This window comes from Corallococcus sp. bb12-1 (assembly GCF_026626765.1).
Classification (GTDB): Bacteria; Myxococcota; Myxococcia; order Myxococcales; family Myxococcaceae; genus Corallococcus; species Corallococcus terminator.
Map to the genome: position 1 here is coordinate 158696 of NZ_JAPNJZ010000037.1, position 26462 is coordinate 185157.

The 26462-nt window shown below is 70.7% G+C and carries 8 protein-coding genes; 2 read left to right on the plus strand and 6 right to left on the minus strand.

What is annotated here, in order from left to right; translation table 11 throughout:
- Window positions 1-17: 17 nt before the first annotated feature.
- On the minus strand, window positions 18-1235 hold the full coding sequence (locus OV208_RS41130) for a cytochrome P450 (RefSeq protein WP_267579448.1): 1218 nt from the start codon (window positions 1233-1235) through the stop codon (window positions 18-20).
- Window positions 1236-1418: 183 nt separating this feature from the next.
- On the opposite strand from OV208_RS41130, the gene fabD reads away from it, so the two are divergent.
- Window positions 1419-3695 (plus strand): ACP S-malonyltransferase, encoded by a 2277-nt coding sequence (gene fabD / locus OV208_RS41135; RefSeq protein ID WP_267579449.1) that lies wholly within the window; start codon window positions 1419-1421, stop codon window positions 3693-3695.
- 24 nt (window positions 3696-3719) lie between these two features.
- Here the strand turns inward: fabD and OV208_RS41140 are convergent, their stop codons facing one another.
- The 5 genes from OV208_RS41140 to OV208_RS41160 form a co-directional block, all read right to left on the minus strand.
- Window positions 3720-5357 carry an FAD-dependent monooxygenase gene (locus tag OV208_RS41140; protein ID WP_267579450.1) on the minus strand — a complete coding sequence of 546 codons (1638 nt, stop codon included), beginning with the start codon at window positions 5355-5357 and terminating at the stop codon, window positions 3720-3722.
- Window positions 5354-6154 (minus strand): hypothetical protein, encoded by an 801-nt coding sequence (locus OV208_RS41145; protein WP_267579451.1) that lies wholly within the window; start codon window positions 6152-6154, stop codon window positions 5354-5356. The genes OV208_RS41140 and OV208_RS41145 overlap by 4 nt, the downstream gene beginning before the upstream one ends.
- A gap of 24 nt (window positions 6155-6178) precedes the next feature.
- A complete protein-coding gene (locus tag OV208_RS41150) occupies window positions 6179-22576 on the minus strand; it encodes an SDR family NAD(P)-dependent oxidoreductase (RefSeq protein WP_267579452.1) in 16398 nt (5465 codons plus the stop codon).
- A gap of 107 nt (window positions 22577-22683) precedes the next feature.
- Window positions 22684-24069, minus strand: coding sequence for a serine hydrolase domain-containing protein (locus tag OV208_RS41155; protein WP_267579453.1), 1386 nt, complete (start codon window positions 24067-24069; stop codon window positions 22684-22686).
- 60 nt (window positions 24070-24129) lie between these two features.
- Window positions 24130-25050 (minus strand): aspartate/glutamate racemase family protein, encoded by a 921-nt coding sequence (locus OV208_RS41160; protein ID WP_267579454.1) that lies wholly within the window; start codon window positions 25048-25050, stop codon window positions 24130-24132.
- 73 nt (window positions 25051-25123) lie between these two features.
- Between OV208_RS41160 and OV208_RS41165 the strand changes: the two genes are divergently transcribed.
- Window positions 25124-26440, plus strand: coding sequence for a nucleotide disphospho-sugar-binding domain-containing protein (locus OV208_RS41165; protein ID WP_267579455.1), 1317 nt, complete (start codon window positions 25124-25126; stop codon window positions 26438-26440).
- Window positions 26441-26462 lie beyond the last annotated feature (22 nt).

Sequence of the window (26462 nt, forward strand, 5' to 3'; positions counted from 1 at the left end):
GGCGGTGAAGCGGAACGTCAGCTCCAGACCAGGGGGAAGGTGGACAGGCCCCGGAAGCTGAGATTCATGTTCCAGTCCTCGGTGTCGTTCTTGGGGCGCACGTTGGGGATGCGCTTCAGGAGCGTCTCGAAGCCGACGGGGATCTCCGCGCGCGCGAGGAAGGCGCCCGGGCAGACGTGGATGCCCGTGCCGAAGCCCAGGTGCGGGTTCTTCTCGCGCGTGAGGTCCAGCTCATCCGGCCGGTCGAAGAAGGCGGGATCGCGGTTGGCCGCGGCCACCATGGGCATGATGCCCTGGCCCTTCTTGATCTGCTTGCCACCCAGCTCGAAGTCACACGCGGCGATGCGGGTGGGCGCCTGGGCCGGCGACGTGAAGCGGTAGAGCTCCTCGCCCGCGGCCCGGTTGATCTGGGGATTCTGCTTCTGCCGCTCCAACTGCTCGGGGTGCTTGAACATCGCGAGCAGGCCCGTGCTGATGACATTCTGCGTGGTGGTGTGGCCCCCCGCGAGCAGCAGGACCATCTGGGCCACCACCTCTTCCAGGGTCAGCTTGTTGTCCTCGCGCCACGCCTTGACGAGGTAGGAGATGAAGTCCTCGCGCGGGCGCTCCAGGCGGTCATTGATGGCGCGGGTGATGTATTCGGTCATCCCCAGCAGCGCTTCCTGGCCCTTCAGCATGACGTCCAGGTTGTCGATGCGGCCCGTGGCCCGGGCCAGATCCACGCTCCAGGCCTTGAACGTCGGCAGGTCCGAGCGGTCCATGCCCAGGATCTCCACCGAGAAGAGCATGGCGGGCAGCGCGTAGGCGTAATCATTGACGAAGTCCATCTCCCCCTTGTCGTAGACTTGGTCGATGAGCCAGTTGGCGGTCTGCTGGGCCCGCTGATGGATGTCCTTGACGTTGTCGGGGCGGAAGGCCTGGTTGATGAGGCCGCGCAGCCGCTTGTGTTCAGGGTTGTCCTTCATCACGGCCCACATCGAGAAGTGGGTGATGATGGGCCGCAGGTGTTGCATGAACTCGTCGTTGACGACGAAGGTCTCGCTGCTCTGGCTGGAGAAGCGGGTCGTGTCCTTCAAGGCCACCTGGACGTCTTCATACCGGGTGAGCAACCAGTGTCGCGTCTCCTCGCTCCAATACACAGGCTCCTGCTCCCGCAGTTGCTTGTAGAAAGGGTAGGGATTGACGTGGAACTCCGGGCTCAGGATGTTGACATGCAACTTCTGGGTCTGGCTCATGGGGTGTCTTTCCTCTTGAGAGCGGCGGGCGCGGAGCGTGGACAGGGCCCTGGACGGGCTCACGACCGTGGCAGGATAACCGAAGCCCCGCTCCCGGTTCATGGGGGCGGGCCCTGTTTCACCGGGGTGTAAGTCGGATTAACCTCCAGGGTTCGTGACGGACGGCGGAAGCGGGTGTGACACATGACGACGTTCGTGTTTCCGGGGCAGGGCTCGCAGAAGCGGGGGATGGGCGGGGAGCTGCTCGCGAGGCATCCAGGCCTGGCGGCCCAGGCTGACGCGCTGCTGGGGTATCGGCTGGCGGACGTGTGTCAGGACGCCCGCCTGGATGAGACGCGATACACGCAGCCCGTGCTGTTCGTTTTGAACTCGCTCGCCTGGCTGGAGCAGCGGGAGCGCCATGGGCGCGATCCAGACCATGCCATGGGGCACAGCCTGGGAGAGTACAACGCCCTGTTCGCCGCGGGGGCCTTCGACTTCGCGACGGGCGTCCTCCTGGTGCGCAAGCGCGGGGAGTTGATGGCGCAGGCGAGCGGGGGCGGCATGGCCGCGGTGGTGGGCCTCTCCGTGGAGCGCATCGTCGAGCTGTTGGAGCGGCTGGGGGTGCGCACCCTGGATCTGGCCAACGACAACACGCCGAGCCAGCAGGTCCTCTCCGGACCGAAGGAGGATCTGGAGCGCGCGGCGCCGGAGCTGCGCGCGGCGGGGGCCAACGTCATCCTGCTCAAGGTGAGCGCCGCGTTCCACTCGCGCTACATGCGCCCCGCGCGCGACGCCTTCGCGGCCTTCCTGCGGGAGTTCTCCTTCGCTCCCCTTCGCTTCCCGGTGATCTCCAACGTGGAGGCCCGTCCCTACGATGAGGCACGGCTGCCCGAGCTGCTGGCCCGGCAGATCGACTCACCGGTGCGGTGGACGCAGAGCGTGCGCTCCCTGCTCGCCCAGGGCGAGCAGGAGTTCGTGGAGGTGGGGCACGGTCGGATCCTCACCGGGCTCATCGGGCAGATCCGTCAGGCGCCCCTCGGGGCCGCGCCCGCCATCGAGCCCCCGTCCCCACGGCAAGCGCCCCCGCCGGTTCCCGCGCCTGCTCCCGTGAGCGCGCAGGGGGTTCGCGCGGGGACGTTGGGCAGCAAGGCCTTCCGTGATGCGTATGGCGTGCGGCTCTCCTACGTGGCGGGCTCCATGTACAAGGGGATTTCTTCGCGCGAGCTGGTGGTGCGCATGGGCCGCGCGGGGTTGCTGGGCTTCTTCGGCACCGGGGGGGTTCCGCTCGCGCGCATTGAAGAAGAGCTTCTGGCCATCCAGGCCGCGCTGCGTCCGGGCGAAGCCTACGGCATGAACCTGTTGCACAGCCCAGAGCGCCCGGAGCGCGAGGAGCGACTGGTGGACCTCTTCCTGCGCCTGGGGGTGCGCAACGTCGAGGCCTCGGCCTTCCTGCAACTGACGCCGGCCCTGGTCCGCTTCCGGATGAAGGGCGTGCGGCGGCGCGACGATGGCCAGGTCGAGGCCCCGAACCGGCTCATCGCCAAGGTCTCCCGGCCGGAGGTCGCCGAGGCCTTCATGGGGCCGCCCCCACAGGGCCTGCTGGAGGGGCTCGTGCGCGCCGGCCAGTTGTCCCTGGAGGAGGCCCGGCTCGCCCGCGAGCTGCCCATGGCCGGGGATGTCTGCGTGGAGTCCGACTCCGGAGGCCATACCGACCAGGGGGTCGCCAGTGCCCTGTTTCCCGCGATGAGCCTGCTGCGCGACCGGATGATGGCGGAGCACCGCTACCCGACGCGCATCCGTCTGGGCGCGGCGGGAGGCATCGGGACTCCCCAGGCGGCGGCCTCGGCCTTCCTGATGGGCGCGGACTTCATCGTGACGGGCTCCATCAACCAGTGCACCGTGGAGGCGGCGACCAGCGAACCCGTCAAGGAGCTGCTGGAGACGCTCGACGTGCAGGACGTCACCTGCGCACCCGCGGGGGACATGTTCGAGCTGGGGGCGAAGATCCAGGTGGTGCGCAAGGGGCTCTTCTTCCCGGCGCGCGCCAACCGCCTGTACGCGCTCTACCAACAGCACCCGTCCCTGGAGGCCCTGGACGCGGAGACCCGGCAGCAGCTCCAGGAGAAGGTCTTCCGACGTGGCTTCGACGAGGTCTGGGCGGAGACGCGCCAGCACTACCTGCGCGTCGAACCGGAGGTGGTGGCGCGTGCCGAGCGCAATCCCCGGAAGAAGATGGCCCTGGTCTTCCGCTGGTACTTCGTCCACACCTCGCGCCTGGCCCTGAGCGGGAGCCGCGAGCAGCGCACCGACTACCAGATCCACTGTGGGCCGGCGATGGGCGCCTTCAATCAATGGGTGCGAGGCACGCCGCTCGCCTCGTGGCGCGCCCGGCATGTGGATGCCATCGCCGACAAGCTCATGGCGGCCACGGCGGAGTGGCTGGAGGAGCGCTTCCAGGTCATGCGCGGGGGAGCCTGAGCCGCGCTCCCCGAGGGGGGGCCCTCAGTGCAGCAGGGCGCCGAAATAGGTGTCCAGCCCCTCCGGCGCGCCCAGGGGGAAGCGCGTGGCGAGGTGGGCGTCGGGGCGGATCACCACGCAGCCCGCGCGCTTCACCCCGAGCGCCCGGTGGGCCTTCCCGTGGGCGTCCGTCCAGACCTTGCCGAGCCCTCCGCCATCGAACCCCGGCGCGACCTGTCCGTTGAAGACGAAGTGGGAGGTGAGCCATTCGCCGTGCTTGTCGCGGGCGTGGGTGGCCATGGCCCGCATCGCCGCCGTGTCGGGCCGCTCGCCGCCCAGGATGAGCAGCGTGTGGTGATCCGCGCGGAGCACCTCATAGAGCGGGGTGGCCGTGCCGGCGTCCAACAGCAGGTGTGGCGCGCGATCTCCGGGCCGCGCTCCACCGCGCTCGAAGGAGGCCCGGGAGGCGCGGGTGCCCCGTGGGTCGAGCGCTGGCTGCACCACGGGGCTGTGGCGGTAGTGCACGTCGAGCTGTGACGTGCCCAGGACGTTCCTCAGGTTCAGCGCGGGCAGGTTCAGCAGGTGCAGTTGCTTGCGCGCCAGGAAGCGCAGCAGGGGGTTCGCGCCAAAGACGAGCGTGGTGAGCCGGTCGTTCTGCGCGAACATCGTCACGGCGGCCGCGTGGCGCTCCGCATGGTAGCTGTCGAGCAGGGCGGTGCTGGCCTTGCCGCGAACCGCGAACCGCAGCTTCCAGGCCAGGTTGATGGCGTCCAGCACCCCGGTGTTGAGGCCCTGCGCGGCGATGGGCGTGTTCACGTGGGCCGCGTCACCCGCCACGAAGACCCGGCCCACCCGGTACTGGGAGACCAGCCGCTGGCTCGGGCGGTAGTGGGTGAGCCACAGCGGCGCTTCGAGTTGCCAATGGCCCAGGCCCAGGGGCGTCATGATGTCGCGGAACTCCTCCAGCGTGGGCACCTGTCCCGCGAGCGGTGAGCCCGGCGGACGCGCGGCGATGAGCCGGTAGTAGTCGTTGCCCAGGTTCAGCACCACGAAGGGGAAGCGGTCCAGGATGAAGCCGTGGCGCTCATCGCGGGCGAGCGACATGTTGGGGATGCGCACATCGGTCATGATCCAGTTGTCGTCATGACGCGCGCCGCTGAAGCCCAGGTCGAGCGCCGCGCGGACCCGGCTGTGCCCGCCATCGCAGCCCACCAGGAACGGCACGGTGATCTCCTCCGAGCCACCTCCCGTCCGCACCAGCCGCGCCGTCACCCCCCCAGCGTCCTGATGCAGGCCTTCCAGGGCGGTGGCGCGCTCCACGGTGATGCCCCGCTCGCCCAGCACCTGGACCAACACCCGCTCCGTCTGGCCCTGGTGCAGGTGCAGGTAGAAGGCGAAGGCGCTGTCCAGCCGGTCGTAGCGCAGCACCGTGACGCGCTCGCGGCCCACGTGCATGTTCATCACCCGGTTGATGACCCCGTCCTTCAGGAGCCGATCCGCGACGCCCAGCATCTGGAAGATCTCCAGGGTCCGGGGCTGGAGCGTCACCGCCTTGGACTCGCCGGAGAACGAGGGCTCCTTGTCGATGATGCGCACCCGGACGCCCTGCTGGTCGAGCGCCAGCGCGAGGCACAGCCCCACCGGACCCGCCCCGACGATCAACACCTCCGTCGGGTCGCTCATGGCGCCAGCACCGGGGCCCGCGACTTCGGCACGCCGGCCAGGAAGGAGACGCGCGCGCCCATGAAGCCCGTCAGCTGGCGCAGCTCCCAGTCGTAGCCCTCGTGTCCCTCGACCTGCTGGATGAGCGCCTCCCACTCCTTCAGGTGGTAGGCGCGCAGGTGCGAAACCACCCCGTCGAAGAGGAAGCACAGCGAGCCCAGGGGGGCCACGACGCCCAGCAGCACGCGGCGCAGGTTGAGGGGGCGGATGCCTCCCAGGCTCAACCAGGCGCTGATCAGCGGCGTCGCGGCGCAGAAGCGCAGGATGGACAGCAGGTCGCGCTGGACGGGCTCCAGGAACACGATGGGCTGCTGCTTGGCCACCGCGTCCGCCAGGATTCCCCGCACCGCCGGGGGCTGGAAGTGGTGCACGGCGTTGACGATGAGGCGAAGTCCCGACAGGTGGCCGGGAACGTCCAGCACGTCCACGGAGCTCTTGACGTGACTGACGTGGCCTCCGCTCTCGCGCTCGATTTCAGCGAATCGTTCCAGGGACGGGTACTTGTCCGAAAGCTGGATGTGGACGTCCTGCCTCCCCAGGTGCCTGGACAGGGCCAGCATCAGGCCGCCGTCTCCCGCGCACATCGCCTGGATGGACGTGAGGCCATGCCGCTCCATCACCCCCGCGAGCGCGTCGAAGCCGCCGTCGTACATCCGCAGCCGCACGGACATGTGGTGCAGGAACTCCATGATGGTCTTGCGCAGCGGGGAGGGCAGCCACGGCAGGTCGTTGAATTCGAAGAGGTGGGCGCGTTGCATGGAGCACCGTTCGCGTTGTGGGAGTCAGGGAGGGAAGGAAGGCGTTTGCGTCGAAAGGGCGGAGGCGATCCGCTGGAGCAGCCAGGCCTGGGCCTGGTTCGCGCGCAGGAAGAAATGATCGCCCGGCGTCACATGGCGGTGGAAGGCCCCCAGGGTGAGTGCGCGCCAGGACGAGGAGGCCTCGTCGGTGATGCGGTCATCGGAGGCGCCGTGCAGCACGGTGATGGGAAAGGCGAACGGGGGTTCGGGTTGGTACCGGTAGCCCTCCATCAACTTCAGGTCCGCGAGCATCATGGGGAGCAGTGCCCGCGCGAAGTCGGTGTCCCGGCCCGCCATCATCCGTCCCTCGGACGTGTTCATCGCGATGTCGAGCAGCGGCGCGAGCGGCTCGCGCGTCCCGGGGTCTGGCACCCCGTCGAAGCCGGCCTCGCGGAAGCGCCGCTGGAGGCCGTCCAGGAAGGGCCCGGGACAGAGGAAGGGCGCGCTGGCGCCTCCCACGATGAGGTGTTCAGGCTGGGGCAGCCCTTGCGCGCGCAGCCGGCTCGCGACCAGGAACGCGATCAACGCGCCCAGGCTGTGTCCGTAGAAGGCGAAGGGCAGGTCCAACTGGGGCCGCAGCGCGGCCTCGAGCTGGGGCAGCAGCGCCTCCAGGCGGTGCAGGGGCGACTCGTGGATGCGGGATTCACGTCCCGGCAGTTGCACCGGCCACACCTCGATGTGTTCGGGCAGCCGCGCCCAGTCCAGGTAGAGCGAGGCGCCGCCGCCGCCGTAGGGGAAGCAGAACAGGCGCATGCGGGGCCGGGGTCGGCGCACCACGTGGGCGAACCAGTCACCGGGCTCCGCGCCCGCTGTCCCGGGGAGGGGGGCCGGAGCGCCCTGCGCTGGCGCGAGGTCGTGCAGCAGGGCGCGGGTGAGGCTGTCGATGCTCGGGCCTTCGAGCAGCACCTCCGCGGGGACCCGCAGCGACAGGGTCTCCTCGATGTCCCGCCGCAAGGACAGTCCGGTGATTGAATCGAGTCCCAGGTCGCGCAGTGGCACCTGGAGCCCCAGGGCGTCCTGCTCCAACTGGAGGTGATGCGCGGCGCGCGCGGACAGGAACGCCACGACCTTCGCGCGTCGGGCGTCCGGATCCATCCCGGCCAGGGGGCCCTGGAGGCGGGGGCGTTCGGCCGGGGCGTCCTCGTGGAGGGCCTTTTCGAGTGCCTCCACGTGCTCGGTGCTCAGCAGCCGCAGCTGGTGCCCCCGGGCCTCGGCGACCAGGCGGTTCGCGCTGTCCAGGAGCCGGAAGTGGCCGGTGATGCGCCCGTTCGCGTCGGGAGGTCCGGGGAAGGTGATGTGGCACCAGAGCGTTTCATCCGCCGGGGCGTGGTGGAGCTGGAACGACTCCCAGCCCACCACCATGAAGCGCATGCGCTCCGCGAGGTGGGCGGCCCCCGCCACGGCGAAGAGCTGCGCGCACGCGTCGAGGATGCCCGGGTGGAAGCCCAGCGCGTGTGAGGACTGCTCCGTGCGGTGCCGCGGCCGGAACCGGGCCAGGGCTTCTCCGTCGCGGAAGCGCACCTCTTCCACCCACTTCACGCTCTCGCCCAGGTCGAAGGACAGCTCGGCGAGCCGTCGGTAGAAGGTGGCGCCGTCCCAGCGCGTGCCTCCTTCCAGGAGGGGTGGGGCGGCCGGAGTCTCCGGGGTCTGCACCGCGCGCTCCAGCACCGCCTGGACGTGGAGGGTCCAGGTGCCGCGTGGATCCGCGCGGCCATGGAGCAGGAGCTTCGAGCGGTCCCCCTCCAGGGGTTCGACCCCGAGGCGCAGTTCGCGCTCCTCGTCGGGCGCCACGTGCAGCGCGACCAGGTAGCGCACGTCCCGCAGCGCGAACGAGGTGAAGCCCAGGTGTTGACGGATGGCCCGGGTCAGCAGCTCCTGCCAGTGGCCGACGTGGGCGATGCCGTGGTTGTCGGCCAGCTCCGGCAGGCGCGCGTGGCTGAGCTGGTAGGCGAACTCGCGGTCGCGGCGGGGCGAGTGCAGCGGCGTGCCGTCGAACACGTGGCCCTGGACGCTCTTCGTCCCGCCGGGGCGGGCCTCCACGGGGGGCGTTGGCAGCCAGTAGGGCTTGCGCTGGAACGGGTAGGTCGGCGGCGGGCGTTCCGGACGGGGCATCCCTTCGGTGAAGGGGCGTCGCGCCGGGGCGAGCCCCCGGGTGTGGAGCTGCGCCACGCACTCCAGCAGCGTCCGCCAGGGCGCGTCCTCCGAGGTGGCCGGCAGCCAGGGACGCCCCGTGTCGCCCAACGCCACGATGATCCGGCGCTCGGGGGAGGCCAGCCCCGCGAGGGCCGCGTCCCAATCCCCTGTCGCGATGCTGGGCTCCGCCCACGTGTCGGCGTGCGTCGCCTCGCGGGCGTCGATGAGCGCGTCGGTCCTGGTGATCAGCAGCCGGAGGCGGGGCGCGGCCAGTTGCTCCGGCTCCAGGGTGAAGGCGCCATGGAGACCCAGGTCGCGCAGCAGGCAGCGCAGCGCGTCCCGGAGCATCAGCACGCCCGCCTCGCAGGCCGCGACATGGAGGCCCAGGCCGTCAGCCAGCAGCGCATCGGGTTGGTAACCCCAGTGCCCCAGCAGCTTGAGCAGGGCATACCGGGCGCGGAAGGTGGTGAGCTCCCGCGCCTCCATCACGCGGGGGGCTCCGCCCGACAGCTCCGCGGCCACGGTGCCACACGCGTCGAAGGCCGCCGCGAAGACGGGCTCCACCGGGTAGAGCGCCGCCACGGTGGCGCGGAGGTCTCCCGCGTGGGGAATGGCGAACGCGAGTCGGGGGATGGCGGCCTGCTCGACGACGCCGCGCAAGAGGCCGTCGACCCGCGCTCCTTCCGCGAGCGCCAGGAGTCCGGCGCGAAGCTCCTCGCCATTGGAGGCCACGACCGCGGCGCGGTGTTCCAGGTGGCCGCGTGCGGACACAGCGGCGGCGCAGGTCGCGCCCAGCAGGTGCTCCGGCTCCCGGGACAGGTGCTCCCCCCAGGAGCGGGCCAGGGCGCGCAGCGCGGTGTCATCCCGCGCCGAGAGCGGGAGCAGGTGCATGGGCCGCTGGCGTGAATCGGGAGGAGGGGGCGAGGCGGGGGGCTCGCCCACGATGACGTGGACGTTGGTGCCGGAGAAACCGAACGCGCTCACGCCAGCCGTTCGCCCCTCCGCGTCCCATTGCAGCGTGTCCCAGGGGAGCCGGGCGCGCATGCGCTCCAGGCGGATGTGGGGGTTGAGCTGGCGAAGGTGGGGCTGTTTCGGAATGGCCCGGTGCTGGAGACAGAGCACGGTCTTGATGAGGCCCGCGATGCCGGCGGCGGCTTCCAGGTGTCCCAGGTTGGCCTTGAGCGCGCCGACGGTGAACGCGTCCACGGACGCCGGGCGCTGCCCGTACACGGCACCCAGGGCCTGCATCTCGATGGGGTCTCCCAGCGAAGTGCCCGTGCCGTGGGCCTCCACGTAGGAGATGCGCTGGGGCTCCAGCCCCGCCGACTCCAGCGCCTTGCGCAGGAGCGCCTGCTGGGCGAGCCCGTTGGGAACGGTCAGGCCGCTGCTGGCACCATCATGGTTGGCCGCCGAGCCCAGCAGCACGGCCAGCACGGGATCTCCGTCCCGCCGGGCGTCGGCCAGCCGCTTGAGCACGATCATCCCGCCGCCCTCGGCGCGGCCGTAGCCGTCCGCGGAGGCGTCGAAGGTCTTGCAGCGGCCATCCGGTGCCAGGGCGCGCAGCCGGCACAGCGAGACGAACGTGTACGGCGACAACATGAGGTTGACGCCGCCGGCCAGGGCCACGGTGGACTCGCCCCGAAGGAGGCTGGCGCACGCCAGGTGGACGGCCATCAGCGACGACGAGCACGCGGTGTCCACGGTGAGGGCGGGCCCCTGGAGTCCCAGTCGATGGGCGATCCTCCCCGAGGCGATGTTGGCCGCCAGGCCCGTGGCGGTATAGGCGTTGAACTGCCCCGCGGCGCGAGGGAGCAGTGCGTACTCGGCGCTCCCCATGCCCACGAAGACGCCCACGGGGCTGCCCGCGAGGCTGTCGGGCGCGAGGCCCGCCCGCTCCAGGGCTTCCCAGGACACCTCCAACAGCAGTCGCTGCTGGGGATCCATGTCCGCGGCTTCGCGCGGGGAGATGCCGAAGAGCCGCGCATCGAAGTCCTCGGGGGGTTCGCGCAGGAACCCCGCCTGCCGCACGTAGATGCTGCCCGCGGTGTCGGGATCCGCGTGGAAGAAGGCCTCGGTGTCCCAGCGTCGCGCGGGCACGTCGACGATGGCGTCGCCTCCCTCCAAGAGAAACCGCCACAGCGCTTCGGGACTGTCGCACCCACCGGGAAACCGGCACGCCATCCCGATGATGGCGATGGGCTCGTGCCCTCCGGTCGGGGCCGGCGCGGGGCGGGGCGCCGACACCGGCGCGGGCGCGTGAAGGGGGACCTCCGCCGCCGGGGCGGGCTCCCGCGCGACAGCGCCGTCCCGGATGCCGAACCGCTGGACGATGGTGTCGCGGGCCCCGTGGAACACCACGCGCTGGCAGCCCTCCTGGGCCAGCGCCTCCTCGAACACCGACAGCCCGAGCGCGGTGGGCAGCGGCGTCAGACCGCCACGGCGCTCCATGAAGCGCAACGTCCGCGCGTCCACGCGCATGCCGCCCTCGGCCCACAAGGGCCAGTTGAACGACACCGTGCGCCCGTGCCGTTCACCCCGGGCCCGCCGCGCCTCGCGCTCCACGGCGAAGGCATCGAGGAAGGCGTTGGCGAAGGCGTAGTCGCTCTGGCCCACGTTCCCGGTGATGGCGGCCGTCGAGGAGAAGAGGGCGAAGAAGTCCAGGGGCAGGTGGCGGCTGGCCTCATCGAGGTGGAGCGTGCCGTGCACCTTGGGGCCGAGCACCGCGGCCCACTGCTCCTTCTCCTTGGCCGTCACCAGCGCGTCGCGCGTCACTCCCGCCGCGTGGATGATGCCGTGCACCGTCCCCAATCGCTCGCAGGCCTCGCGGACCCCGCGCGCGGCGGAGTCCCGGTCGCTGACGTCCGCTCGAACGTAGAACACCTCCGCGCCCGTCGCGCGCAGCGCCTCCAGCCGCAGGCGCCGGGCCTCGTCGAGCTCCCCTCGGCCCGTGAGCGCGATCCGCGCCTGGACCGTGCGCACCAGGTGCTCGGCCAGGAGCAGTCCCAGGCCGCCCGCCCCTCCGGTGATGAGGTAGGCCCCGCCGTGTCTCAGCGGTGACGGCCGCGGCGTCGCGGGGGGCAGCTCCACCAGCTCCCGCACCTGCCGCCGGTCCGCGATGTACCGGGCTTCGACGTCGTCTTGCGCGCTGTTGGCCAGGGCCAGGCGCGCCACCTCGGAGGGCGTGCGTGCCTCCGGGCCCAGCGCCAGGGTCTGGAAGCCAAGCCGTGGCGCCTCCAGGCCGAGCGCCCGACAGAATCCGCCCAGCGCGGCATCCGCGGGCGGCCGTACTGCGTCCTCCGTGGGGTGCAGATAGCCCAGGCGCATCACCGCGTCGGACGTGTGCGCGAGCATTCCCTGCGCGAGGCCCAGCAGGTGCTCGAAGCCGAGGGTGGGCTTCTTCCCGGAGTCCTCGTCGAGCGCGCCGAGGTGGAAGACGTGGCTGGGTTGGACGCCCCTCGCGTTCAGCGAGGCGAGCACTTGTCGCACCTGCCGCGCGTCCGCGGGATCGAACTCGGGGCCCGCGTCGGTTTCGGCGAAGCGCTGACCCAGGCGCGCGCTCACCACCGGCACCTCGAGTCCTCGCGCGCGCAGGTGTTCGCGGAAGGCGTTGGCGTGGCGCTCGTCTCCACCCACGAGCACGACGCCGCGAGGCGCGCTCCCGGGGGACGCCGCGAAGGGCGCGTCACGCCATTGCTGCTGGGCGAGCACCACTTGCGCGGGAGCTTCGACGCGGAGCTCGGCCGGTGCTTCGGCCACGGTGGGGAGCCGTTCGAGGAGGAAGTCCGCCAGCGCTCGTGGGGTGGGGTGATCGAAGGCGAGCGTGGGGTAGAACTCAAGCCCGAGCTCGGTCTCCAGTTGTTCCACCAACTGCGTGGCCTGCACCGACTCCATCCCCAGGTCGAAGAAGCCTTCGTCCGGGGACGGCCGGGTGGACGGGGCGAAGGCCAGGACGCGGGCCACCACTTCGCCGATCAGGTGGAGCAGCAGGGTGTGCCGTTCGGCCTGGGGGGCCTGCCCCAGTTGCTCCCGCATCGACAGGTTGTGTCGTGGCTCGGGCCGGGCAGCGGCGGGAGGCGGACCCGCGGGCGGCGTCGTGGGGGATGACGGCCCCGACGATTCGATCCAATGGCGCTCCCCCGCGAAGGGATACGTGGGGAGCCGGAGCTTGCGCGGCGGCTGTTCCCCGTACAGGGCCCGCCAGGGCCAGTGCGTGCCCTGGATCCAGGCGCGCGCGAGGGAGGTGTGCTCGCCCCGTTCGACGAGCGCCAGCAGACCGGACCGCGAGGGCGCGGTCTCCGCCACCTGCGAGGACGTGAGGGTGGCCGTGAAGATCCCCTGCGCCTGGAGCGCCGCCGGGTCGGCTTCGTGCGCCAGGTAGGTGCGCAACCTGTCGCGGGTGGTTACCAGGTCCTGTGCCACGAAGGCGAGCCGGGCGGACATCGCCTCCCGTCCCTCTTGCAGCGTGAACGCCAGCGCCTCGAATTCGCCCGCGCCCCAGTCCGTTCGGGTCTCCAGGACGTCGAGCAGCCGCCGCGCCTGGACGCGCAACCGTTCGGGCGTGCGAGCGGACAGCACGATGACGCCGGGCCGCATGGAGGGGGGACTGCTCCGGGGCGGAGGCGCATCCCAGGATTCGACGATGAGGTGCACGTTGACGCCGCCCGCGCCGAAGCTGCTGATGCCTGCGCGCAGCGGCTCTCCGGGCCGCGCGTTCCACGGTGTGGCTTCGCGCTGGACCTGGAAGGGAGTGCTCGCGAAGTCGATGTGCGGGTTGAGCCGTCCGCCATGGATGAGGGTGGGGGCCAGTCGCCGGTGCCGCATCTGTAGGAGGACCTTGTGGAGCTGGGCGATGCCCGCCGCGGACTCCAGGTGCCCGATGCTCGCCTTGACCGAGCCGATGGCGCAGAAGCCCCGGTCCTGCGTGTGGCCTCGGAACGCGTCCGTCAGGCCGGTGACCTCGATGGGGTCTCCCAGACTGGTGCCCGTCCCATGCGCCTCCACGTAACCGAGCGTCCGGGCATCCACCCCGGCGCGGCGCAGCGCGGTGGAGATGACCTCGGTCTGGGCCACGGGGTTGGGCACCGTGTAGCCATGGGTCTTCCCGTCGTGGTTGTGCGCGCTGCCCTTGATGACCGCGTGGATGGTGTCCCCATCGCGCAGGGCCAGGGCCAGGGGCTTGAGGAGCACGGCGCCCACGCCCTCCCCGGGGACGTACCCGTCGCCGCCCTCGGCGAAGCTGCGGCAGCGGCCATCGCTGGAGGCGAAGCGGTTGGCGCAGAGCATCACGTACTTGCTCGGGTGCAGCGACAGGTTCACGCCGCCCGCGATCGCCACCTCGCACGCGCCGGAGCGCAGGCTCTCACAGGCGAGGTGGATGGCGTTGAGCGACGAGGAGCAGGCGGTGTCCAGCGTGAGGCTGGGACCGCTCAGGTTGAGCGCGTACGACACCCGGTTGGCGATGGAGAACGACTGGGTGTTGAACGGGATGCGGTGGCCCCGCGCCCATTCCTGGGCGCCGAAGAGGGCGTACTCGTTGTAGGTGACGCCGACGAACACGCCCACCGGCGCGCGTTGATCTCCCGCGTCCGCCCTGGCCAGTCCCGCGCGGGTGTAGCCCGCGTCCTCCACGCACGACCATGCGGTCTCCAGGAACAGGCGCTCCTGGGGGTCCATGTAGCGGGCGACCAGCGGGGAGATCTGGAAGAAGGCCGCGTCGAAGCGGTCCACCCGGTCCAGGAAGCCGCCCCACTTCGCATAGATGGAACCCGGCTCGCGGCGCGTGGCGTCGAACAGGGGGCGGTAGTCCCAACGCTCCGAGGGAATCTCCTCGATGCAGTCCCGACCCGCTTCGAGGTTGCGCCAGAAGTGCTCCAGGTCCTCCGCCTGGGGATAGCGGCCACTCATCCCGATGACGGCGATGTCCCCTCGCACGGGCTCCGGCGCCTTCGCCGGGGAGGGGAGGGCGCCCTGACGCGCGAGCCGCTGGACCTGCTCGCCGTGCGCCTCGCTCAGGTACGCCGCCAGGTCCGCGAGGTTCTTGTATTTGAAGAACAGGGTGATCGGGAGCTTGCCGAAGGACGCTTCGAGCTTCTGGTGGAGCTCGGCGATGAGGATGGAGTTCATCCCGTAGCTCTCGAAGTCGGCCTGGGGCTGGAGGGCCGCGGGATTCAACCGTGCGGTCGTCGCCAGCGCCTGGGTGAGGAAGTGGAGCGTGTCGCGCCAGGGCGCGGTCGCCTCCAACGCCCCGGCGTCGCTCGGTGGTGGTTGCCGTTCCGGGACTTCGACCGGAGCCACGGGCGCTGGAGCCGTGCCCATCACGAACAGCCGCTCCACCGGACCGGACAGCAGCCAGTGTCGGGTCCGTGCGAAGGGGGAGCCCGGAAGGGACACGCGCCGCCGCGCGAGCGGGTGGAGCCGGGACAGGTCCTGGAGGGCCCCGCTTACCCAGAGCCGGGCGAGTCGCTCCAGCTCTCCTCCGGTGATGAGTGCGTCCAGGAAGGCGGCTCCGGCCGCGCCGCCCAGGAGCGACTCATGCAGCGCGGACTGCTCCGCGCTGCCCGTGTACACGTGCTCGGCGGCGCCGCGTCCGAGCCAGCCGTCGAGCCGCGCGGTGAGTTCGTCGAGATCCCGCGCCACGATGGCCAGTCGCTCGGCCTGGACCTCGCGTCCCACGGTGAGGGTGTAGGCCAGATCCTCCAGGTGGGGTGCGTGCGTGCCGCGCAGGGCCTCGCGAAGTTGCTCGGCGGAGCGCCGCAGCAGGTCGGGGTCGCGGGCGGAGAGCACCACCAACTGGGGCTGGGACGGGGCGCCGACAGGCCGGGGCTCCGCGCGGTATTCCTCCAGGACGACGTGCGCGTTGGTGCCACCGAAGCCGAAGGAACTCACGCCCGCGCGCCGGGGCCCTTCCTGGCCCCCACCGTCGAGCGGGGCGGGCCAGGGCCGGGTGTGCGCGTTGACGTAGAACGGGCCTCCCTCCAGCCGCAGCTGGGGATTGGGCGTCTGGAAGTGGAGGCTGGCGGGGAGGGTGCGGTGGCGCAGCGAGAGCACCACCTTGAGGATCCCCGCGATGCCCGCGGCCGTCTCCAGGTGCCCGATGTTGGTCTTGACCGAGCCGAGCGCGCAGTGGGGCTGGGGAGGAAGGGGGCGGTCCCAGCGCGGGGAGAGGCGCTCGAAGGCCGTGCGCAGGCCCATGACCTCGATGGGGTCTCCCAGGGACGTGCCCGTGCCGTGCGCTTCGATGTAGCCCACGGTCGCCGGATCCACCTGGGCGTCCTCGTAGGCCGCGACCAGCAGGTCCGCCTGGGACCTGGGGTTGGGGGCCGTCAGCGCCTGCGCCCGGCCGCCGTGGTTGATGGCCGTGCCGCGGATGACCGCGTGAATGGTGTCCCCGTCGGCCTCCGCGCGCGACAGCGGCTTGAGCAGCAGGGCACCCAGGCCCTCACCCCGGACGTAGCCATTGGCCGAGGCGTCGAACGTCTTGCAGCGCCCGTCCTCGCTCAGCATGCCCGCGCGGCTGAAGCCGAAGTACAGCTGCGGGCTGAGCAGCAGGTTGACGCCGCCCACGAGCGCCAGCGTGCACTGCCCCGAACGCAGGGCCTGCACCGCGTGGTGGATGGCGACCAGGGAGCTGGAGCACGCGGTCTCCACCGGGAGACTGGGCCCGTGCAGGTCGAGCAGGAAGGAGAGCCGGTTGGGCAGCACGGAGTGCGCCTTGCCCGTGGCGGTGTGCGCGTCCGCGGCGACGCCGGAGTCCCTCAGGAGGTCGTGGTAGTCGGTCGTGCCGATCCCCACGAACACGCCGGTCTTGCTGCCCGCCAGGGAGGAAGGCCGGTAGCCAGCGTCCTCCACGGTGTTCCACGCCAGTTGGAGGAACAGGCGGTGTTGCGGGTCCATCAGCGCCGCCTCGCGGGGCGTGATGCGGAAGAAGGCCGCGTCGAAGTGCTCCACCTCATCGATGAAGCTTCCCCACTTGATGTGGGTGCGGTTCGGCTCGGTCAGGGGATTGCCTGCGAGCGCGCGCCAGTCCCAGCGCGTCGGGGGGATCTCCTCGATGAGATCTCTCCCCTGCTCCAGGTTGCGCCAGAAGGTGCCCAGATCGGGCGAGTGCGCGAAGTGGCCGCCCATGCCGATGATCGCGATGGGCTCGGACGCGACGAGTCCGGCGTTCGGGGGAGTGGGGCGCGGAGTGGGCCGGCGCGCGGCCTGCTCCGGAATGGAAGGCACCGCAGCCGGAGCCGGAGCCGGGGACTCGTCGGGAAACCGGGTGCTCAGTGCCTCGTGATGCGTGGCGAGCAGATGTTCGACGAGGGCTCCCAGCCGATCGTGCTCGAAGAGCATCGCGGCCGTGAGGTCCACGTGGAGCTGGTCGCGCAGCCGGTTGGCCAGCTGGGTCATGGAGATGGAGTCGAAGCCGAAGTCGCGCAGGTCCGTGTCCGGATCCACGTCCGCGACGTCCATCTTGAGGATCGACGCCGCGGTCTCCACGACCCGGGTTCGCACCCGGTCGCGCAAGCGCCCGTGGGTGACCCCAGTGGGGCGCACGGGTTGCCCGGACGCGGCTCCGGGCGGGACGGGCGGGGCGGGCGGGACAGGCCGTGCGGCGGTGTGGGGCGGCGCCTCCGCGGCGAGCGTCTGGCAGAGCGCGCGCACGGAGGTGTGTTCCGCCAGGTGTCGCGCGCTCAGCGTCCGGCCCAGGCGCTCAGCCAGCCGGGTGCCGAGCACGGTCAACGTGGTGGGCTCGAAGCCGTGATCCTCCAGGCTCGCATCGGGATCCACGTCCGACGGTGCCACGCCAAGCACCGCGGCGATCGTCGACACGACCTCGTCCATGGCGGCGGGAGCGGCGGTCCTGGAAGGCGTCGGAGGCGGGGAGGCGGCGGGAGCCTGGAGGACCTGGAAGGCCTCATCGATGGCCGTGACGTCGCCCTCCACGACCGCCAGCACGGGCTCCGTGGAGTGCAGCGCCCGCACGAAGAAGTCGAGCCCCGCCTGCGTGCTCAACGGCTTCATCCCCAGCGTCCGCAGCAGGTGTTGCTCGACGTGCGCGTCCACGCGCATGCCGCCCTCCCGCCACAGAGGCCAGGCGATGGAGAGCGAGCGTCCGTGGCGCTGTCCCTGGAGGACCTGGGCCGAGCGCCTGCGCGCCAGCCGATCCAGGTAGCGGTTGGCGAAGGCGTAGTCGCACTGACCCACGTTGCCGATGATGCCGGCCAGGGATGAGAACAGGACGAAGAAGTCGAGTGGCAGGTGCCGCGTGGCGTGGTCGAGGTGGAGGGCGCCGTGGACCTTGGGGCGGAGGACCTCGGTCACGTCCTCGGGTCGCTTCTGCGCGACCATGGCATCGCGCAGCACTCCGGCCGAATGGATGACGCCGTGGAGCGTGCCGAAGCGGCCCACGGTCTGCTGCACGAGCGCTTCCACCTCGTCGCCGCGGGACACGTCCGCCCGCAGGTACACGGCCTGCGCTCCGTGCGCGGTGAGGGACTGGAGCTGCTCGCGCACGGCCGCGTCCTCCGGAGCACGTCCGACGAGGACGAGCCGCGCCTGGAAGCGTTGCGCCAGGAACCGGGCGAAGAGCAGACCCAGCCCGCCCCGTCCGCCCGTGATGAGATAGACGCCGCGCTCTCTCAAAAGCGGTGTGGTGTCGGACTCGGGCAGCACTCTTCGCTGCATGCGGAGTCGGGCGCGGCCCGTCGGGCCGAGGTGCACCTCGTCATCCGGGGCCGTGGGCCGGGCGAGCTCCTGGAGCAACAGGTCCGCCGCCGGGCGCGCGCTCCGCTCGTCGAGCCGCACCACGCGGTATCGCAAGGCGGCGTGCTCGTGGTTGATCGTCTTGCAGAACCCCGACAGCGCGGCGTGCGGGGAGGAGGTCTCGTCGCCGGACTCCAGACACAGCAACTGGAGTGGGGCCACCGGCCGGGCCTTGAGCCAGACCCGGGTGAAGCTGATCAGCGAATGAAGGCCCTGCTCGAGCGCTTCCTCCAGGGACTGTGGCTCCGCCCCGGCAAGGCGCTGCCCGGTCCACGCATGGATCGCGGCCGTGGGCACCCGGCCTTCCTGGCGCAGGGATTGGAGCAGCCGCTCAACGTCCTCGGGGCGTCCGGGTGCGAGCTCGTAGACGTCGTCGCCGAGCGAGCGGAAGCCCATCCCCGGCCGCGCGAGGATGACGGGCCCCTGGAGCCTGCCGCGAAGCGCGTCGCGCAGGAGGGTGTCCCGGTCGAAGAGCAGCAGGGCTCCGGTCGGCTCGCTGGAGGCGCGCTCCAGCGGTTCGGGCATCCAGGCCTCGCCCAGGACGCGGAGGCTCTCACGCGCCGGTCCGCGAACCTCGCGGATCGCGAAGTCTTCCAACCGCACGAGCAACGTCCCCGCTGAATCGAGGAGGCACAGCTCGAAGGTCTCCACGTCCTTGCGCCGCGCCTTGCGCGTGACGTGAACGAAACACTCGGGAGGCAGAGGCCGGTGCAGGTGCACTGCCCCCAGGGAGAACGGAAGCCAGGTCCGGTCCGAAGTGGAAGCACCCTCCTCGGGCTCCTGCGCCAGGAGCCCGATCACCGCCTGCAGGGCCCCGTCCAGCAGACCCGGGGGAAGCGTGACGTCACCCGGCGCGGGGTGGGGCCCGGGGAGGCGCAGCGCGGCGAGCGCCTCGTCCCGTCCGACGTGGAGCGAGAGAAGCGGGCGCAGGGATTCGCCGTACTCCAGTCCCCGCGCGGCCAGGAGGCGGTAGCAGGCCTCCGAGGACAGCAGGTGCGAGCACCTCGCCTGGACCTCACCGGGCACCTGGAGCGCCTCCGGCGGACGCGGAGCCTCGCCGCTCGACAACCGGCCCTGCGCATGGAGCGTCCCATCCGTACCGACGAGGCGGAACCCCAGGTGTTCGCCTTCCACCTGGAGCTCGAGGGAAACATCGAGGGTTGCGCGCTCGGGCGATGGCACCCCGGGGCTTGCCCAGGTGATGTCGCGCAGGGCGTGGACGGAGGTTGCCCCCGCCAGCCGGGCCGCGGCGAGGGCCATCTCCAGACACACCACGCCCGGAAGCACCGCCTGCCCGCGGACGCGGTGGTCGGCCAGGAGCGGCTCCGTCGCGGAGAAGGTCGTGCTGAAGCGCACGGTCGCGAGCGTGGAGGTGTTGCGTTCCAGCAGCGGGTGCGGTCGCGAGGAGGAACCCGTGGAAGTGGCGACCGGCTCCGTCCTGGGCAGCCAGTACGAGCGCCATGCGAAGGGATGGGTCGGCAGCGGGTGGCGCCGGGGTCTGCCCTCGGGATGGAGCGTGGCCCAATCAACGTCCTGTCCCTCCACCCAGCGTGCCGCGAGCTCTCGCAGTGCCGGGGCGTCCGTTCCGCGCGCGGACAGCGCTCCCGAGGGGGAGCCAGGACGCACCGTTGCCTGGAAGCAGTCTTCCGGAAGCGCGGGTCCCTCCAGGTAGCGCCGCAACTGGCCGCGCAGCACCTCCAGGTCCGAGGAGACGAACGCCAGCCGCGCCGCCATGGGCTCGCCGCGCATCTGTGATGAGTAGGCGATCCGGCCCAGGCTGGCCCGCGCCGCCGTATTGCCGGGGGCGGCTTGTCGGTCGAGCAGCCGCAGGAGCCGCTCGGCCTGGGGGCGAAGCCGGTCCTCCTTGGGCGCGGACAGGACCACCAGCCGTGGCCGCTCGGGCATGGGCGCGTCGGGCCGCGAGGGGACGTACTCCTCGAGGATGACGTGGGCATTGGCGCCGCCCGCGCCAAAGGAGCTCACGCCCGCACGCCGGGGCGCGGGCTGTCCCGCCAGGGTGGTCGGCTCCGGCCAGTCGCCCAGCGCCTGTTGGACCTGGAAGGGCGAGGCCGCGAAGTCGATGAAGGGGTTGAGGTGGCGCGCGTGCAGCGACGGGACGAGCTTGCGATGGCGCAACTGGAGCAGCACCTTGGAGATGCTGGCGATGCCCGCGGCGGCCTCCAGGTGACCGATGTTGGATTTCACCGAACCGATGGCGCACTTCCATCCCGGCGCCGTCCTGCCCAGGAAGGCCTTGCCCAGGCCGGAGATCTCAATGGGATCGCCCAGGCTCGTACCGGTCCCATGCGCCTCGATGTACCCGACCGTCCCGGGCTCCACGCCCGAGCGCTCCAGTGCCTCGGAGATGAGGGTGGCGTGGACGTCGGGGTCCGGGACGGTGTAGCCGTTGGAGCGGCCTCCGTGGTTGACCACGCTCGTGCGGATGACGCCGTGGATGAAGTCCCCGTCGGCCTCGGCGCGCGACAGGGGCTTGAGCAGGATGGCCCCCACACCCTCGCCCGGCACGTAGCCGCTGCCGCCCTCGCCAAACGCGCGGCACCGGCCGTCGCTGGCGAGCATGTGGTGCTCGCTCAGGAACACGTACTTGCTGGGGTGCAGCATGAGGTTGACGCCGCCGACCAACGCGTGGTCGCACTCGCCGCGCAGCAGGCTCTCCCGGGCCAGGTGCAGCGCGGTCAGCGACGAGGAGCACATCGTGTCCAGCGACAGGCTGGGGCCGCGGAAGTCGAAGAAGTAGGAGACCCGGTTCGCGATGGAAGAGGCGAAGGAGGAGGGCGCGACGGGGTGCCCCTTGAGGGTCTCCTCCAGTCCCAGCAGCGCGTACTGCCCCCACATGACGCCCACGAACACGCCCACGCGCTGGCCGCGAAGGGTCCGGCCCCCCTGGCCTGCGTCCTCCAGGACCTGCCACGCCGTCTCCAGGAACAACCGCTCCTGGGGATCCATGAGCTCGGCCTCCCGGGGCGACAGGTTGAACAGGCGTGCGTCGAACTGGTCGATGCCCTGGAGGAACCCGCCCCACTTTCCCTGCGTGGTGCCCGGGCGGCTGGCGGTGGGATCGAACCAGCGCTCGTGATTCCAGCGCTCCTTGGGGACTTCGGTGATGCAGTCCCGTCCGGCCTGGAGGTTGTCCCAGAACGCGTCCAGGTCTCCGGCCTGGGGATAGCGGCCCGCGAGCCCGACGATGGCGATGGGCTCGTCCAGGTGTGTCCGCGGCGCAGGAGGGGTGGCGCGCGAGGGGGAGGGCTCCGGCGGGCTTCGTGGAGGGGGCTGTCGGCTTCCGAGTCCCGACACGCCCTCCGCATGGTGCCGTGAGAGGTAGTCCGCCAGCTCTCGCAGGGTGCTGTGCTCGAACAGGAGCGTCGGGTAGAGCTTGCGCTCCAGGTCCTGCTCCAGCCGTCGCACGACGCGCAGCAGGTGGGTTGAATCAAGTCCCTGCGAGTAGAAGTTCTCCGCGTCGTCGAGCGACTCGGGAGCCACCGACAATTCGGAGGCAAGCAGGTCGCGCAGGTAGTCCAGGACGAAGGAGGCGCTCGCGCCTCGCGAGGGCGCGGCGGGGACGGCGCGGGGTTGCGTGGCGCGCGCTTCGCCTTCCGAGCGTCGCAGGCGGGAGATGAGGGCTTCGGAGCGGATGCGCTTGGTGGACAGCTTGTGAAGGGACGCGAGGCGGTGTCCCTCCGGCGAATAGAAATCGATATCGCTGTGGAAGAGGTCGCCCGCGACCAGGCCGGTGCTGGCTTCGCGCACATGGACGAACACGCGTTCGCCCAGGGAGCGCGCGGCGCGGAAGGACTCGATGTGGATGGGGATGAACGGCTGCAGGGCCAGCTCCGGCCGCTGCTGCATGAAGAGGAATGGGAGGAGGGTGGAGCTGTCCAGGAGGACGGGATGGAGGAGGAAGTCCTCCAGGTGTTCCCGGGCCGGCTTGCTCAGATGGAGCGCCGCCAGCACGCCTCCCTCGTGGAAGTAGAGCCGACCCTGGCCCTTCATGAACTCCAGGTGTTCGATGGCGGCGTCGCGCGCATACACATAGGCGTCGTCCACGTCCGCCGTGCGCGTGGCTTGTTTCATCAGGGCGTCCACGTCGAGCCGGCCTTCGAGCGGCTCCCGGGGGAACTGGACCTCGCAGCGGAAGTTCTCGGCGAACTCCGGCGCGGACGCGTCTTCCTCCCCGGAGGAGGGCAGGGGGCTGCTCTCCGCCGTCACACGCCAGTGACGGCCCTTGGCGTCCTGGGGCCTGAAACGCAGGCGCACGCGTCGGTCGAAATCCTCCGTGGTGGCGATGGGTTCGCTGAACAGCACGTCGCGCAGCTCCACCGTCGCCGTGTCGAATCCCTGGGCCTTCAGGGCTCGGAGCACGAGATCCAGGAAGACGACTCCCGGAAGGATGCGAACGCCGTGGACCCGATGATCCCGGACGAGCGGATCGTCATGGCTGATCGTGGTGCTACACTCGAACTCATGAATCAAATCGGGCACGGGCGGTATCCTGGAGGATCCGCAGCCTAGACCATCACCCGTACTCCGAGAGCGAGCAGGCTTGAAAATGTGCGAAGCGGAGGCCGGGCCCGGGCCGTTGAGCCCTTTTATTCATCCGTGACTTCGACCTCCGCGATGAGTCCGGCCGGATCGAAGGTGACGGTCCAACGCTGTGTCAAATCATTGCCATACACGGCGCGATAGGTTCGCGTCTTGTGGTCCGTTGACTCGCTCAGCAGGACCAGACGGCCAAGGGGAGGCAATCCACCGAGGCGGCCGGCCATCCATTCGTTCATCTCCGCGAGGTCTTCCCTGGCGGGAGAGGTGAAGTGGCTCGCCTCGGCCGTTCCCTTGGCCAGCGTCGCCAGGACCGGCTTCAGCGACGCGGTTCGAGCGGGATTCGAGTCGGTGATGCCGGTCTCGTTCAGGAAGAGAGGCGGCGGCAGGTAGAAGTTCGCCACGCCGTGAGCCAGGTTCGGTGACAGCTTCCGCTGGTTCGTCAGCACGATCACGGCCAGCTTGTCGTCCGGGAAGTAGACGGTGTCTGACAGCGCGGGACCACCACTGTGGCCGACGTTGGCACGGCCCCGATAGCGGCCCACGGTCCATCCGACAGCGAAGCTCCCAGCCGCACCATCGTTGAGCGGGGCTGGAGTCCACATGGCGGCGCGCAGCTCGGCGTTCAACAGCTTGCCGGTCATCAGCGCGCTCATGAACCTGGACATGTCCGTGATGCTGGAGAAGAGGCCGCCGGCCGCCAGGGTGTAATGCGGATACACGAACCAATACTGCTGCTGGTGGTCGCCCTGCCACTGGTAGGTGGACACGCGTCCCGGCACCACGTCGCTGGTCAGGACGATGTGTTCCGCGTCGTTGGCGGCATTGTCGAAACGGGTGTTCGACATGCCCAGCGGTGTGGTGATGCGGTCCCGGAGAAGCTGTCGGTAGGGGGCGCCACCAACCTTCTCCAGCAGGTGGGTCAGGATCGTGAAGTCGTCGGACCCATAGGCCGCTTTTTCACCGGGTGCGGACGCAAGGGGACGCTTCTTCGCTTCCTCGACGGCTGACGCCACGCTGGCGATCTCGGCGTTCGGTGGCCCCGGCTTCAATCCAGACGTATGGCTGGCGAGCTGGCGCACCGTGATCTTGCTCCAGGATGCAGGACTGTCCGGGATGTATTGGGAGATGGGATCGTCGAGGCGGATCTTCCCCTGTCCCACCAGGTCCATCAGCAGCACCGCGGTGAACATCTTGGTGCCCGACGCAATCTGGAACGCGGAGCGGGTCGTCGCCGGGGCGCTCCATTCCAGGTTCGCCGTGCCGTAGGCCTGCTGCTTGATGACCTTGCCGTCACGGATCACCGCGACCGCCGCGCCGGGGATGTGATTGCGAGCCATCTCCGCCCGCAGGAAGGCATCCACCTTATCCGGTGCGGAGAAGGCCAGCGGCCCCCAACCCAGCAGCAGCACCAGCGTCCATCGTTGGATCGTCATGTGCGTCCATACTGCTTGGAATCCTGGGGCCCCAGAAGGGCTTCGCGCTCGATCCGGGTTTCACCCCGAGGCTTCGATGCGCGGGCCTCCTCCAGGTGACAGCGCTGAAGGAGCAAGGGGTCCAGCCGCGCCAGCGTCCGCGCCCATGACGGACACCTCATGCGTGCCCCCCCCCACGGAAGGGGTCGCATGGGAGGTCACGTCCTTGAGGGACATGGCCCCCCGGGTGACGGCCAGCAGCGCGGGCGCGCGCTGGGCGACGAGGAACAGCGGGTCGATGCTGCGCAGGGGCCGCTCCGGCGCCTCGCGGTACAGGTGCCGCGTCAGCAGGTGCAGCTCCGTGCACCCCGCGATGAAGCCGTCCGCGCGGTACCCGTCGGCCCCCAGCCACTGCTCGCACAGGGCCCGCACCTCGCCCGCGTCCCCGTGCTGCTTCATCCGGTAGATGACCTCGTGCAGCCGCGCCTGGTCCTCGTCCCGCAGCCACACCACGTGGGCCTCCACCTCGCGCCAGCGCGGATGGCGCTGGAACACCCCCGCGCTGCGCGTGCCCAGCGTGCTCAGCATCAGCCACCGGCCCCCGGAGGCCGCCAGCTGCTCCACCGTCAGGTCCACCAGCGACACCACCCGCGAGCGCAGGTGCGCCGGCACGTGGTCCAGGAAGTGGTGCATGGTGACGCACGCGATGACGAAGCGCTGCGCGCCGAACTCCCGCAGCCGCTCCAGCGCGTCCACCAGCCACTCGCCCACCTCCGCCTCGTTCCCACTGAGGATGGCCTCGGTCCGGTCCGGCACGCGCGGGTCCGACAACAGGACACAGCGCAGGGCGGCCTGCTCGCGCGCGAAGCCGTGGACCTCATAGAGGGTCTTCACGAACTCCGCCGACGCCAGCGGCCCCAGCCCACCCACCACCCCCAGCAGGGCCCGCCAGGTCCCAGCCTCCGGAACACCTGAAACGAGATTCGCGCGGTTGACGCTCATGGGAGACTCCTCGCTTCTGTCCGTGTTAGCAGATTTTACAATATAAACTGGAAAAATTGTTTACGGTCTGTGGATGTTCACGATTGTCATCGCCCCCCTTCCCGTGCCGGGGCACGTCAACCCGAGCCTGCGGTTGGCGCGGTCGCTGCAACGTGCGGGGCACCGGGTGGTGTACCTGGGCATCCCGGAGATCGAGGACGAGGTGCGCGCGGAGGGCTTCGACTTCCGGGCGGTGTTCGGGGACGTGCTTCCCAAGGGCCGGGTGGCCGAGCTGCGCGGGGCGGCGTCGCGGCTGAAGGGCCTGAGCCTGCTTGGGTTCTTACGAACCCAGGTGCTGGCCCTCAACCAGGTGCTGCGGCGGCTGGAGGCGGGGGAGCTGGACGGCGTGCTGCGCGAGGTGGGCGCGGAGCTGCTCGTGTGCGATGAGAAGCTGCGCCACCTGGCGGTGCTGGGGCACGGGCTCAAGCTGCCCGTCCTCCAGATGAACGTGACGGTGCCGCCGGAGTTCATCCCGCTGCCGGCCGGGGCGAAGCGCGGGCCCGGGCGCGGGGCGGCCATTCCCTTCGAGGGCCTGCTGGTGGCGCTGGGGCTCTTGCCGCGCCTGCGCGCGTCGCTGGAGGTGCTGGCGAAGAAGCACGGCTACCCGCTGCGCCGGGAGCGTGGGCAGCTGGCGCTGGAGCGGGCGCTGTCGCCGGAGCTGTTGTTGTGCCCGCGCGAGTTCGTCGAGGCGCGTGTGAAGGGCGCGCCGGGCGAGTACTGCTTCACCGAGCCGTGCATCGACCTGGAGCGCCAGGAGGCGGACTTCCCCTGGGAGCAGTTGGAGGACGGGCGTCCGTTGGTGTCCTTCGCGCTGGGGACGCTGGCGGGCAACTCGCCACACCACCGGCGCCTGCTCCAGGCCGCGTTCGACGCGGCGGCCCTGCGGCCGGACTGGCGATTCGTCATCGCGGTGGGGTCCACCTTCGACCCCGCGTCCTTCCCGGCGCGGGACAATGTGGTGGCGGTGCGCATCGCTCCGCAGCTGGGGCTCTTGCGCCGCGCGGCGGTGATGGTGAACCACGCGGGCACCAACAGCGTGAAGGAGTGCATCGCGTTCGGGGTGCCCATGGTCGCCATCCCGTTGCAGTTCGACCAGCCGGACATCGGGCGGCTGGTGGAGATGCACGGGGTGGGGCGCGTGCTGGCTCCCCGTGAGGTCACCGCCGAGCGCCTGGTGGCCGCGCTCGACGACGTGCTGGGCACGCAGTCCTACCGCGACGCGTGCATGAAGCTGCGGGAGCACTTCCGGCGGGCGGAGGCCGGTCCGGGCGCGGCGGGCGCCATCGAGGACTTCCTCGCCCGACGCGCCTCACGGCTGCCCGGCGATGCGCATGTCCATGCCACCGGGTAACTGATGCATCGCTGTTGTCTTT